This is a genomic window from Candidatus Nitrospira neomarina (assembly GCF_032051675.1).
GTDB classification, from domain to species: domain Bacteria; phylum Nitrospirota; class Nitrospiria; order Nitrospirales; family UBA8639; genus Nitrospira_E; species Nitrospira_E neomarina.
In genome coordinates this window covers 200,762-214,015 of the sequence record NZ_CP116968.1, presented here as the reverse complement: position 1 = coordinate 214,015, position 13,254 = coordinate 200,762, and the positions used below count along the sequence as shown (strand labels likewise).

The 13,254-nt window shown below is 49.5% G+C and carries 13 protein-coding genes; 8 read left to right on the top strand and 5 right to left on the bottom strand.

The window, feature by feature from the left end; genetic code table 11:
• Positions 1-34: 34 nt before the first annotated feature.
• Positions 35-1,792: a gamma-glutamyltransferase gene (gene ggt / locus PQG83_RS00935; RefSeq protein ID WP_312745685.1), complete on the bottom strand. Its 1,758-nt coding sequence runs from the start codon at positions 1,790-1,792 to the stop codon at positions 35-37.
• Between the two features lie 330 nt (positions 1,793-2,122).
• On the opposite strand from ggt, the gene PQG83_RS00930 reads away from it, so the two are divergent.
• On the top strand, positions 2,123-3,415 hold the full coding sequence (locus PQG83_RS00930; RefSeq protein ID WP_312749158.1) for an MgtC/SapB family protein: 1,293 nt from the start codon (positions 2,123-2,125) through the stop codon (positions 3,413-3,415).
• Positions 3,416-3,440: 25 nt separating this feature from the next.
• On the top strand, positions 3,441-4,121 hold the full coding sequence (locus PQG83_RS00925) for a DNA polymerase beta superfamily protein (protein ID WP_312745683.1): 681 nt from the start codon (positions 3,441-3,443) through the stop codon (positions 4,119-4,121).
• Between the two features lie 160 nt (positions 4,122-4,281).
• Here the strand turns inward: PQG83_RS00925 and PQG83_RS00920 are convergent, their stop codons facing one another.
• Entirely contained in the window at positions 4,282-4,599 is a 318-nt protein-coding gene (locus PQG83_RS00920; RefSeq protein ID WP_312745681.1) for a hypothetical protein, read from the bottom strand.
• A 100-nt stretch (positions 4,600-4,699) separates the two neighbouring features.
• A complete protein-coding gene (locus PQG83_RS00915) occupies positions 4,700-4,867 on the bottom strand; it encodes a hypothetical protein (RefSeq protein ID WP_312745680.1) in 168 nt (55 codons plus the stop codon).
• Positions 4,868-5,183: 316 nt separating this feature from the next.
• Between PQG83_RS00915 and PQG83_RS00910 the strand changes: the two genes are divergently transcribed.
• The 3 genes from PQG83_RS00910 to PQG83_RS00900 all read left to right on the top strand — a co-directional run bounded on the left by PQG83_RS00910 (position 5,184) and on the right by PQG83_RS00900 (position 6,897).
• The gene (locus PQG83_RS00910; protein ID WP_312745679.1) at positions 5,184-5,720 is read left to right on the top strand and encodes an Hsp20/alpha crystallin family protein; all 537 of its coding nucleotides are present in this window, start codon (positions 5,184-5,186) and stop codon (positions 5,718-5,720) included.
• Between the two features lie 435 nt (positions 5,721-6,155).
• On the top strand, positions 6,156-6,614 hold the full coding sequence (locus tag PQG83_RS00905; protein WP_312745677.1) for a hypothetical protein: 459 nt from the start codon (positions 6,156-6,158) through the stop codon (positions 6,612-6,614).
• Positions 6,615-6,765: 151 nt separating this feature from the next.
• Complete coding sequence (locus PQG83_RS00900; RefSeq protein WP_312745674.1) at positions 6,766-6,897, top strand: hypothetical protein; 132 nt, start codon at positions 6,766-6,768, stop codon at positions 6,895-6,897.
• A gap of 126 nt (positions 6,898-7,023) precedes the next feature.
• On the opposite strand, the gene nhaR is transcribed toward PQG83_RS00900, so the two are convergent.
• Together nhaR and PQG83_RS00890 are read right to left on the bottom strand one after the other, a co-directional pair.
• Complete coding sequence (gene nhaR / locus PQG83_RS00895) at positions 7,024-7,935, bottom strand: transcriptional activator NhaR (RefSeq protein ID WP_312745672.1); 912 nt, start codon at positions 7,933-7,935, stop codon at positions 7,024-7,026.
• A gap of 255 nt (positions 7,936-8,190) precedes the next feature.
• Positions 8,191-8,568: a hypothetical protein gene (locus tag PQG83_RS00890; protein WP_312745670.1), complete on the bottom strand. Its 378-nt coding sequence runs from the start codon at positions 8,566-8,568 to the stop codon at positions 8,191-8,193.
• Positions 8,569-9,464: 896 nt separating this feature from the next.
• Between PQG83_RS00890 and PQG83_RS00885 the strand changes: the two genes are divergently transcribed.
• From PQG83_RS00885 to PQG83_RS00875, 3 genes are all read left to right on the top strand, one after another.
• Positions 9,465-11,003 (top strand): DegQ family serine endoprotease, encoded by a 1,539-nt coding sequence (locus tag PQG83_RS00885; protein WP_312745667.1) that lies wholly within the window; start codon positions 9,465-9,467, stop codon positions 11,001-11,003.
• Between the two features lie 482 nt (positions 11,004-11,485).
• Positions 11,486-12,445: a DnaJ C-terminal domain-containing protein gene (locus PQG83_RS00880; protein WP_312745665.1), complete on the top strand. Its 960-nt coding sequence runs from the start codon at positions 11,486-11,488 to the stop codon at positions 12,443-12,445.
• Positions 12,438-12,764 (top strand): chaperone modulator CbpM, encoded by a 327-nt coding sequence (locus PQG83_RS00875; protein ID WP_312745663.1) that lies wholly within the window; start codon positions 12,438-12,440, stop codon positions 12,762-12,764. The genes PQG83_RS00880 and PQG83_RS00875 overlap by 8 nt, the downstream gene beginning before the upstream one ends.
• Positions 12,765-13,254 lie beyond the last annotated feature (490 nt).

The following is a 13,254-nucleotide window of genomic DNA, read 5'->3' as shown; positions in this document are numbered from 1 at the left end:
AATACTGTACTCCCCCTAAATTGACATTGTCAGCTTAATACCCGGCGGCCAGAGAGTCGGGTTTGCGAGGATCGGATGCCCCATAGAGCCCCTGCGGCCCCTTCAGAATGCTTTGAGCCCCGCCCATGGTTTCCCCGATCGTAATGGTGTGACCCCATTGTTCAAGAAGGATCAGGGTGTCCGGACTCAATCCGCGTTCCACTCGCACTTCGTCGGGCATCCATTGATGATGGACACGGGGCGCTGCGGTGGCAGAGGCCACGTTCATGTCATGATCAATGACGTTTAAAATAAGTTGAAGGGTCGTGGTGATGATATGACTTCCTCCGGGGCTTCCGGTGGCCAGGAAGGGTTTTTCATTGTGTAAAACCAAGGTCGGCGTCATTGAGGAGACAGGGCGCTTTCCGGGTTCAATCGCATTGGCCGCCGAACCCATCAGGCCGTAGACATTGGGCGTTCCCGGCTTCGCCACAAAATCATCCATTTCATTGTTCAAAAGAATTCCGGTTCCCTCGGCCACAATGCCGCTGCCAAAGCTGAAATTGATAGTATAGGTGCTCGACACGATATTACCCTCTTTATCCATGACCGAAAAGTGTGTGGTATCCCGCCCCTCGTAAGGCAAAGGGTTGGAGGACCGAATACTTGATGAAGGGCGAGCTTTCTGCGGATCAATGGAAGTATGTAAATGTTTCGCATAGGCCTTGGAGATCAGACCTTGCACGGGCACTTCGACGAATTCAGGATCGCCCAGCCATTGGCTCCGGTCTGCATAAGCCAGCTTCATACTCTCAACCAGCCAGTGAATAGTCCTGGCGCTATTGTGGCCGAATATCTTGAGTGGTTCGTGTTCCAGGATGTTCAGCATTTGTATCAAATGAACGCCCCCGGAACTGGGCGGAGGCATCGACACAATGTCATACCCGCGATACGTTCCCCTCAGCGGTTGCCGCCAGACCGCACGGTAGCGACCCAAATCTTCTTTGGTCATCAATCCTCCGTGGGCACGCATCTCGGCGCTCACACGCTCCGCGATTGGACCGTCATAAAATGCATCTGACCCCTGCTCGGAAATTTGTTGAAGCGACCACGCCAGATCGTTCTGGATCAACCGATCCCCGGACCGGTACATCGTCCCATCCGGCTGAAAAAAAATGCGGCGAGTGGAGGGCCACCGAGAAAGCTGTGTCGCATGCTCGTGCATCGCTGCCGCCAAATCAGCGGAGACGATGATCCCCTCCCTGGCAAGTTGAATTGCCGGAGCCAGCACGGCCTGCAGAGAAAGGGTACCATATGTTTCAATCGCTTCCACCAAACCCGCGACCGTGCCGGGAACGCCGACAGATTGATGGCTGTAGCGAAGGCGTGACTGGTCTACCATGCCTTCTCCATCAAGAAACATCTGTGGCGATGAGGCAGCAGGAGCGACTTCACGGTAGTCGAGGGCCATCGCGACAGGCTTCTCTGCTGCGTAAATCAGCATAAACCCGCCTCCCCCGAGATTCCCGGCCTGAGGAAGCGTGACAGCCAGCGCAAATCCCACTGCGACTGCGGCGTCAATCGCATTCCCTCCGGCTTTTAATATGTCCACACCCACACGGGTTGCCATGGCCTCTTGACTGACGACCATTCCATGTTCGGCATAGACGGGATGAAAGATTTCCCGGTGGGTAAAGATGGGTGTATCTTGCGCCAACCCGTCATCCAAGACACTCCCCACCAACACACAAAAACACACTATCCATGCCAGGTATGTCTTACCTGCCAGTGCCCAATGAGGTGTAGTGTTCATGTGGGGAACCTTGGACTTCAGCATGCCGGAAAGTCTTTGATACCTTTCACAGAGCCAATAAAAAACCACGAGGAATGGTGGGGTGCCTCCATCTTTCTTTGAACCTTCAGGTCTGTGGAGGAACCGGATCTCAGAATACCTTGAAAAGTTCTGAAAACAAAACCGGGCCATTCACCCGCCCAGGTACCATTCATCGCCGCCGAGGCATTTTCTTTTGAGCCCGTTTCTTGCTTCTCACATCCTATTGAGTGAGTATTGGATGAACAGCAAATAGATGAGAGTTCTCATTCTGTTTCTTTGAACTTTCTGTTTCAAAAAGATCTGAACGTGATGACTATTGAAGAATCTTTTCTCGGCTTTCTCATAGCCCTTGCCGCAGGGGCCTTGATTGGCTTGGAACGTCAGCAGGATCTGAGCGTAGAGCGCAAAACCGGCATCGGCGGCGTACGAACCTTTCCCTTAATTGCCCTTGCCGGAGCCATGTCGGCGTTTATCTCCCAAACCCTTGGCGTATGGCCCATTATTGCCGCTCTCCTGATTCTTGGCGTGCTCCTGGCTGTGGCGTATGAAAAGGAATGGGGTCGGAAGGAGCCACCGGGAATCATTACTCCACTGGCAGCCTTGATCACCTTTCTCCTGGGTGTTCTCGCCTTACTCCCTGCCCTTCCGCTTGACGCCCCCCATCGGTATCTCCTCATCGTCGGAAGCGCCGGAGTCGTCATGGCCTTGTTGTCGTTAAAAGAACGACTGCATCATGTGGTGCAACAAGTGTCCGATGATGATATCTATGCCACCGCCAAATTTGTCATTTTAGCCCTCGTCGTCTTGCCTCTCCTCCCCAACCGCACATTCGGTCCTCTGAATGTCCTCAACCCCTTTCATACCGGCATCATGGTCGTGCTCATTGCGGGCATCAGTTTTTTGGGATATCTCTGCACTCGCATCATCGGCTCAAATAAAGGCCTTGCCACGACAGGCATCGTGGGAGGCTTCGTCTCATCCACCGCCGTCACCATCAGCATGGCCACACAAGCGGGGGACCATCCGCGACTGGCCCTGCCTGGAGCGATGGCCATCCTCGGGGCATCCAGCACTATGTTTGCCAGGATGCTGGTGATCGTGAGCCTCCTTCAACCGGATTTGTTCCTGATGCTGCTCGCGCCTTTGGGGGGCATGGCCGTCTGCGGGTATGTCATGAGTTTCATCTTATATGGCAAAGCGCAACGTACACCCGCGGATGGTCCGGACGTCTCCCACCGCAATCCATTCGAATTACGTCCGGCCCTGGGATTTGGTGTATTGTATGCCGGAGTCTTGTTCATCTCGAAAGCCGCCCAGACCTACCTGGGCGATCAAGGGTTGTATGCGTCCAGCCTCTTAGCCGGTACCACCGACGTCGATGCCATCATGTTGTCAATCGTCCGGTTACAGCAGGACGGACTGCTGGCCTGGACAGCCGCCACGGCCATCACCCTGGCAGCCATGACCAATACGATCCTGAAAATTCTTTTAGCAGGATGGTTTGGGGGAAAACCGCTCATGAAATATGTGGCGCCTGGAATGATCGCCATTTTGATAACCGGCGGTCTGATCCTGACCGTCTTTGGGTTCACACACCCTTAACGATAGAGAGTCGAAACGAAAGGTCATGAATCCTCACACCGACGACCGTACACATACTCTTCTCAAAGTTCTCGTGGGCTCTCATGCCCATGGCTTGGCATCCGACAAGAGCGACCGGGACTACCGTCGTGTCTATGTCATTCCGACGGAGGAGATGTTTCAGTTGGGATTTAAATATTCCGGCTCGCAGTGGACGAAAGGTGATGGTGATGAAACGGCTTGGGAGGTCGGACAATTTCTTCTGCTGGGGACACAAGGCCATCCCCTGATTCTTGAAACGCTGGTGGCCCCCGTCATCACAGCTGATGCATGGGGAGAACAACTGCGCATGCTGCTGCCGGCGCTTTGGTCGCCCCGAATTGCCTTCGAGGCCTTTACCAACTATGCCAACAATCAACGCACCAAATTGCTGGATAAGAAAGATGGACGTCCGGCAAAGTATGCAGCCGCCTATATCCGGGTTCTCTACAATCTGGGTGAATTGCTCAAATCAGGAAGCTTTCACATCCGCATTACGGACACATCGGCAGGAGAACGGCTGTCTCGCATCAAAAATGGACAATACCGATTAGGAGACGTGATGGATTGGGGGGAAGAACTCACCGCACAGGCAGAGCAATTAATTGCTGGCTGCGGAAATGAACGAGATTTACCGCGCATTAATGAATTTCTGGTGGCCCTTCGCCGGGCTTTTCTGACCCCTTAGCCGGTGGGTGTACCGCATGCCCTCGCCAACGGAAATCTTTCAGCTTCTCATTCCTTTTGACCATTCCTCATAAAAAGAGGGGATCAAAAGATCCCCTCTTTCAATACCCCTGTTCCTGACTCCAGATTGATGGTGACATGGGTACTTGTCATACCGTCATTCACTTTTTACTCTTATCATTGTGAGCAGATCCCATAGGGACAGTCTTCTGCACGTCATACACGATATTTGGTCGAGTCTCATTCATGGGGTTGGTGGCATGAGCATCATGAAACGCCGCGGCTTGTTTCAATGACTCTTCAGGTGATGGTGGACTCTGTCCCGGGTCATTCGCCGTCGGCATGCCTAAAACGGGATCTTTGAAATCACCCATGGGATAGCCCGGATGCTTTGGAAGTAGACCGGGATTTCCGAATGCCAGTGACACACTCAACAATATATTTATCACAACTGTTGCAACGACGATAAATCTTTTCATAATTGACATCCTCCTTTCTCTCTTGGCCGAAGCAGGAACAGGAACGAGGAAGAAAGAAAATCAATAAAGGCCCGCTATTAAGCGGGCCTGAAAATCTGCGTTAGGCAGCAACCCGCTCATCACTGGGGAGAATGGTACGGGATTTTCGGTAAGCCCCTTTCAGCTCTGATGAGCTTGGAGCATCTCCAACTAACAAAGCTGTGAGGGCTACGATCACACCCGCCGTTAGTCCCATAATGGCAAGCACGCCTTCAATAATACCACCCATAACATTCACCTCCTTCTCATGGGAACTTTTTAATCATTTCTTATGGTCGCTTTTTAAATAATCTCAAGTCCCAAAAAGTCAAGAGAGATAAAATGGTGCACTCTATGCCCTACTGGACTTTGAGGTCCTGATATCCTACCCCCGCCCAAAAACTTGACTTTGATGAAAGATGAATTAGCTCTCTATATATAAGCTAGTGGTACTGAACACATGACAGATGCCCGTGTCTCAATATTTGATTATGAGCTTATAACCGGTATGGCAGTAAAGAAACACCTTTAATGAAATTCTTTTAGACGAAAGGAGGACCTGAATTATGGAACTCAAAAATCTTCTAACCCCCTGGAATTGGTTCAAAAAAGAGGAAGAACAATCTCAATCAGCACGAAGCCAGAACGTATCCAGGTCGACCGACCATCCTCTGGCTCGGTTCCATCGCGACCTCGACCAACTGTTTGACAACGTCTTCCAAGGATTCCCTCTATGGGCGGGAGGAAAAGAAAACGGAAATCGAGGTGGTGGTTTGATTTTACCTCAGGTGGATATCGGGGAAGGAGAAAAGGAGTACATCATTACGTTGGAAGTGCCAGGCGTTGCCGAGAAGGATATTCATCTGACGCTCGCGGATGGCACCCTGATGATTCAAGGCGAAAAGCGATCTGAGCAAGAAGACAAGAATAAACACTATCACCGAGTCGAGCGTTCGTACGGTTCCTTTCAACGGATGCTGTCTCTACCAACGGATGCGGATGAAAATAACGTCGAAGCAAAATTTAAGAATGGCGTCTTGACCATCACCATCGCCAAAGATCCAGGCGCAAAACCGGCTGTGCGTAAAATTGCCATAACGTAAGGATTTCCACCCTGGTTCAGTTTGTGGCCCGGCAGTGGGCAGGACAACGCCCACTGCCGAATATGGCAAACATAGTTTCCCCTGATCATTATTCTTCCGGCATCAACGGGCATTATTGCATGATCCGCTCTCAGATATAGGCCCCACTCCATATCGTTCAGTTTTACCTGACATGTAATTGCCTCCTTTTTCAATTATTCCAGAAGGAGTTTTTTCGTTCATTGCCGTAGGACTTAAACGGCCAATATAGGGAACCATGGATTGATTTTTTCGATTCTATTTATAATTTTTTTCAATTTGTCTCTATGCTTTTAGGGCTTATCTTATTTTGTAGAAGGGATGATAAAAGAGTAGTCGAACCGATGATGCAAGACATGGCATGGGAAATGAAAATTGAGCATTCAGATCCTCAACTCAAAGGAAGGAGGTCAAACGATGAAGCACATCATAATGTTATTCGCGGCACTGATCTTCACGGTTGGAGCGGTGGGCTATACGTATGCTGGAACGACGAAGTCTTCGTTTCAGGCTGATTCCATAAAATGGCCAACTAATACGGCCGAGTTTCACCTGACCCAGGCTCAAAAACTCGAACAAGAAGCCGCAGACTTGGCGGCCAAAGTGAGGGAGTTGAATCAAAAAGTCGCCAAGTACGAGAAGAAGCCCTACTTGGATACCAAGGGTTTTCACCGGGATGGCCTCAAGAGAATTATCGGGACAACCTTACAAAAGGTTAGTGCCCTTCAGGATCAAGTGGCCTGGCATCGAGATGAAGCCTCACGATTGGCGGCTCAGGAACAGGTGCCTCAAGGCAGTCCCTCTGATTTAGAAGACACGACCCCTACTTCGCGTGATACTTCTCGCTTACGCTCGCACAGTGAGAGTCCATCATGAATAAACGGTGATGAAGTGGATTGTCTGAATGGGTTGTGAGTAAGAATGGCTTTCATTGCAATGAGTATTAGAAATCGATTGGAATGACTGGAGAGTACCTTTTCAAAAACGGAGGAGTGGGATTCATCACGAAATCGAAAGGAGGATGAGCATGTTAGGAGAAGCAATCATCGCCATGCTGACGCTCATGTTTGTGATGTGGAGTGCCGCAATTTGGGCTTCCTTCAAGGAGGATACCGAACATAAACCCGGGTCCCTCCATACGAGAAAAAAAGTGGCATAGTCGGATGAGGGAGGGAGCCGGACCTCATGTTATGAACAGAGCATTTCTCTTGGGACAAGAAGGACAACGTCATCTCCACAAAAGTAAATTATCACATGACCGGTCCGGCTCTTTCCCATCATTCCCTTATTTTCCAGCCAATCCAAATGTTCTTTGTTTGGCCAATTCTGAAATCGCTAGCACTGACGGGTGTTTAATCCGGCGATCGACTGTGTGCGCATAGAATCGTTGCTTAACCTGACCCGCATCTCCCACCACCTCCACCTGGTACTGGCGACAAATTTCAGCCTTCATGATGGAGGAACCGGGGAAAATCCCCTTTCCTGCCTGCCCAAAGGCCTTTTGCATGGCACTATCTTCAAACTCTCCCACCAGTTTCGGATGAACATCATGAAGAGCAAACCAATTTTCTAAATCCTGGCGAAGGACGGTATTGGCTTTGGGTAATAAGAAAGGTGCTGAATGTAAGGACTTCGGATACCCCTTTCGATAAACCTTGGCCAATTCTGACGTCGCAAAAAAACATACGCCGGATTCGCCAAGAAGATGATTATAGGCTTGAACCCGAAGAGTCGAAGGAATCGGGGTATCGGCCAGAACCACATCAAGTTCATGAATGACTAAATCCGCCAGGAGGCGTTCAAGCTTTCCTTCTTCGCAAACAATCTGAGTCGGACTTTCTGACTTGAAAGCCGCCGCCAGAAGTTCATAGACGACCATTTTGGGCAGGGAGTCTATCACTCCCACCATGAGCCGGATCGGACGATCAGGCGGGTGTCCGCTCAGCGCCTGGGTCATCTCACGACCCAGCGAGAAAATTTCATCCGCATAGCGAAAAACCAGACGACCGGCTTCCGTGAGAAGAAGACGACGCGGCCGTCGAATAAAAAGTTGTTGCCCCAGAGACTCTTCTAATGCTTGCAGTTGGCTACTGATCGTGGGTTGCGTGACGTGCAGTTCTTCGCAGGCTTCTTTAATGCTTCCCTTTCGAGCCACTTCCCAAAAATACAGAAGGTGGTGATAATTAAGCCAATCCATCGGATAGGAATCTCTCACTGAAGAATGGTTCAGGCAATTTCACGACTCTTATCCAAAACAAGGCTTTTGTAGCCACATCTAGCTCGTGACGTATATCCCTCCAATTTTCCCAACCATTTCGTGTTGGTCCAAATAATTCCTCAAAAGCCTCCTGAGAGAGTAGAGAAAATACAAAGACGCCGGAGCACAAGCCAAAGGTCACGTGAGGGAGGTGTTTCCCCTGACCGGACTCAGTTAATCACATCGAATTGGAGATCAAGGCATTGCATGTCCGTTAGATTCCCATTTTTTTTGGAATTCTTTGGCATCTCCATAAGGAGCAAAATCGATGTGATGAGACGGTGAATGAAATTTCCCGCCCCTCTGGTGTTGGATGGGACAGAACACTTTTTCTGTTTCGGCTGCAATTCGAGAGGCATATTGGAGTAATCCATTGGCATAGCCACAATACAAACAACCGGCTTTCTGAATAGGATTCAGATAGGGAAGACGATGCCGGTCAAGCCGGATATACTCTCGACGTGATAGGAGCGGGAGTCCGAGTAAAGGGAAAACCACCCGCTGATACAATTCCACACAGAAATCAAAAACCAACAAAGGGATGATCATCGCATAAATAAAAGGCGTGGCCACAAGAATTGTCCCTTGTGGAATAAGGTTCATCCAGCGCCAGCATTTATATTTCCTGCAGCATTGAAATAGCGACCAAAGGCTGTCCATATCGTCAGACACCTTTTCAATTTCCCAAACGTAACCCTCAACCCTCTTCCCACTGCCGATTCAACGCAAATAGCCCCACATGGACTCCTATTTCAAAATATACTTTTGACCTCCAAAGTTCCCTTTTACATTCTTGGGGTTACGTGCGTATTAATTATTAAAAAGCCAATTACCCATTATATGATGGCTTTAAGTGTTTAAATAATCATGCTTTCTTATGAAGTCAAGTTACTCTATCTGTCCTCCTAATCGCAGATCCGTCTATGGGAATTTCATATATTCCCCATGAATAATTTTCTTTTCGTGGGTTCCCAGTCTTGATGAATTCAAACGGCCTATCTTCATAAGTTAATCCTAAAAAATTCAATGTCGGGAATCCCCGAATACGCTCTTCGTTCAATTATCCTTGAAGCCGGATAATGGATCAAGAACGTTTCCGGATAACGGGATTTCTATAACGTCGGTCTCTTGACTCCAGGATTGTTTGGTCTTATTTCAGAAATATTCAGGAGCGTTTCACTGGTGCAACAGCGCGGCATCCGGCATCCTATTGACTCGACTCCCTACGCGGGAAATGACAGGAGGTGCCCCATGTTCGAATTGCTTATCATTGCGTGTATTGGAGTGATCATATTTATCAATGCGCTGATTCTGAAATGGTTCATTGGATTTTTTGAATGACCTAACCAGGAAACACACACAAACGTTTGAATGTTTTAGAGCTTTAAGGCTTTGTCCTTATTGATGGGAAACACGATTGCTTGTAGGAGGATTCTTTTCACAGAGTCGAATTGTCTTCGTGAGGTCCAATGATGAGTCAATCGCAACAAAGTCAAAAATGGAATGGACGGCGAATAACCGTTTTCACCTTCATTGGTATAGCGCTGCTGATCGCTGGCATATATTTGGGCTTGGGAATCGCCGGGGAGTCAAGTTTCCTGCCAGGACTCTCGCCACAATTGAAGGTTACCGCTACGCCCGTTTCAGATTCCTCAACACACCCCGTGCTGAGGGGTGGACTTTCCTTTGGGCAACAAGATGCCCAGGCTCAAAGCACCAACCTGATTGAGGTGGCCAAATTGGCGCGTCCCGCTGTGGTCAACATTTCCACAACCGGCACAGCCAAAACCCCGGAAACATTGCGATCACCATTTTTTGATGATCCCTTCTTCCGGCGATTTTTCGGAGATGAATTTGAACGGCGGTTCGAACCACCTCCCTCGCCCCGTCAAGAAGCTGGAGGTTCCGGGGTCATTGTCAGTGACGATGGGTATATCATCACGAATAATCATGTGATTGAAAATAGTGATGCCATTCAAGTGCTGTTATCCGATAAGCGAACCTTTTCAGCCAAGGTCATAGGAACTGATCCCAAAACGGATTTGGCTCTACTCAAAATTGAGGCCAAGGATCTGCCTGTCTTGCCATGGGGAGATTCCCATCAATTACAGGTCGGTGAAATTGTGATGGCCGTTGGCAATCCATTTGGGCTGAGCCAGACCGTCACCATGGGAATTGTCAGTGCGGTGGGTCGGGCCAATGTGGGGATTGTGGATTATGAAGACTTCATTCAGACCGATGCGGCGATCAATCCCGGCAATTCTGGTGGGGCCTTAGTGAATCTCCAGGGAGAGTTGATCGGGATCAATACAGCCATTTTTAGTCGCTCCGGAGGATATATGGGCATTGGCTTTGCCATTCCCAGTAACATGGCCAAGTCTATTCAGGCCAGCCTTATTCAACATGGGAAGGTGGTCAGAGGATGGCTGGGCGTGTCGATTCAGGACCTCACCCCAGATCTCCAAGCCCAATTTGATACTCCTGATACACAGGGGGCCCTGGTCAGCGAAGTGCTGGAAGACAGCCCTGCAAAAAAGGCCGGGATCCAGCGCGGAGATATCATTCGGAAATATGATTCGCAGACTGTGGCCGACACTCGGCATCTCCGATCTTTGGTGGCGGAAAGTGTGCCAAATTCCCCCGTAACATTACATGTCCTCCGGGATGGAGACCCCCGTGAAGTACAAGTGACCCTTTCCGAAATGCCTAAAGATGTCACAGCACTTGCCTCGACAGGAGAATTGAGAGGACATCATGCCTTATCGGGGATCACCGTGGAATCCCTGCCCTTAGGGGAAAAGGGTGTGAAAGTGACAAAGGTTGATCCCGAGAGTGCCACGTTCAGGGCCGGCATACGGGAAGGTGACATTATTCTTGAAATTAACCGTAAGGCCGTCGACAATGCGGATGACTTTCAACGGTTAACAGGGAAACTCGGGGCCAAAGATAGAGTTTTACTGCTCCTCCAACGCGGACGAAGCACGATCTTTTTCTCCATTTCTCCCTAGAACGTAGTTATGAGTATTTTATAGATTCGGGAGATCAAATTGGACGTTCCTGTGGTCGTTCCAAAGTTAAAGGTGGACCACGACACGTATTGGCGATAGCTGGAAACCAGCTTTAAAAATAGGCGTCCAAATTGGCGATACGGAATTACCCAATAAGGCCAGCCCACAGACAACGTAGTGCTCTGCCACTACAGCAATCTCCGGTCAAATGAGAAGAGATTCTCCTTGGTATGACATCCCTCGCCCTCACATTCCACAATGAGAAATTTTCATCCCCGAAGTTCATTCGTCACACCAATCGCCTTCACTGTCCATAAAACCACCGATGTGTATTCAGCTTCCTTCATGAATGCGATAGAATGCTTTTCAGAAAAGTTGTCTATTGTATTCTTTTGTAGAAACACGTTAGCTTGACAGATTAAGCAGGCTTGTTGTTTTCCATGAGCTTGGTCCTTTCTTAACCTAGTCAAGGATTTTTATCTATGGCATCTGCACAACGCGATCTTTACGACATCCTGGGGGTCAAAAAAAACGTTGACGCCAAAGAGCTCAAAAACGCCTATCGTCGGTTGGCACGCCAATATCATCCGGATTTACATCCCGGTGAAAAAAAAGTGGAAATGGAAAAGAAATTCAAAGAGCTGAATGAAGCCTATGAAATTTTAGGGGATGAGGATAATAGAAAAAAATATGATCAATACGGCATGAACTGGAAGGAAGCCGAGGCCTATGAACGGGCCCGCCAACAGGGCGGTGGGGCGTATCCGGGTGGAGGACCTGGTGGATTTACTCAGGGAGGCGCTGATTTCAGTGATATTTTTGAGAACATGTTCCGGCAGGGGGCTCAACGGGAAGGGGCCGGTTTTCGCGGCTTCGCGATGGCGGGTGCCGACCTGGAAGCCAATCTGCCGATCTCACTCCGGGAAGCCTTTACCGGCACGCGCCGCGCCTTAAATCTTTCTGATGCCGGGGGAACCCCTCGCTCAATCGAAGTTCGCATTCCAGCCGGAGTTCGCGATGGCGAACGTCTTCGGGTGAAAGGAAAAGGCGCGCCCGGTCGCGGAGGAGGGCCACCAGGGGATTTATTCTTTCATGTACAAATTGCCCCTCATCCCGTCTTTCAACGCAAAGATTCAGATATTGTGGTCACTCTCCCGCTTTGGCCGTGGGAGGCCGTATTGGGCACCGACATTCAGGTACCCACGTTATCAGGAACAGTCCGTCTGAAAGTTCCCGCCAGGAGCCAATCCCAACAACGAATGCGATTAAAGGGCAAGGGACTGCCCAAACGAACAGGAGGGCATGGAGATCAATTTGTGGTTCTGGACATCGTCACCCCTGAGACTCCTTCCTCCGAGGAACAACAACTCTATGAGCAATTAGCGAAGTTCGATCATCCTGACCCCCGTTCAACTCTTCTTCGTGAGGCCGCTAATGACTGACGACTCGGATCCATCCTTAGAACAGGTTACCGCGGAAATCATCACCTTTGGAAGAATACGCCGTGAAGAAGTCTGTACCCGATTAGGGATCGGTGAAGACATGCTGGAGGTCTGTTTGCAATGGGAAATTATTCAACCACCGGAACCGGACCCGGAAGGGATGGTGTTGTTTCCCGAAGACGCCATTGACCGCTTAAGCCGGGGGCTCCGGTTACATCGAGACTTAGGGATTAACTGGCCGGGAGTCAGCGTGGCTTTGGAATTGTTAGACCGCATCGAAGAACTGGAACAACAGATCCACAATCTTTCCAACCAGTAGACTCCAGCGATGCCTTAGTTCTGGAGAACAACGCTTAAGATCGACTCACTTAGCCCACCCACCCTAACCGCCGATCAGAGAACGATAGGTCTTCCTCCCCGCCCTCTTGTATATTTCGAATATGAATACAGAGCGATTGCCGCGCCAACCGGTGTGGCCAATCATCTAAGAAACCAAGCCGAGAAGGGAATCCGGCTCTTCACTTTTCTCTTTGTCAGTTTCTACCTGGAATGTCCCAAACCTCTATCCGGTTTGTCTCCCCCTCAATGCCGAAACTTCTCCGGACTTTTTAGTCGACACACACCAGACCTTAATTCCCCATCTTTTGAGGCATATTCATGTCAGTCTCACCCCAGCTATACATTGTAGCCAATACAGCGCTCCATTGAATCGAAAATCATTTGAATTTTACCTGGTCTATTGGCACTCAAGTAAATAATGGAATAGCTCAATGAGACCATCCAACAATCAAGCCGTACGGCACGGCCAT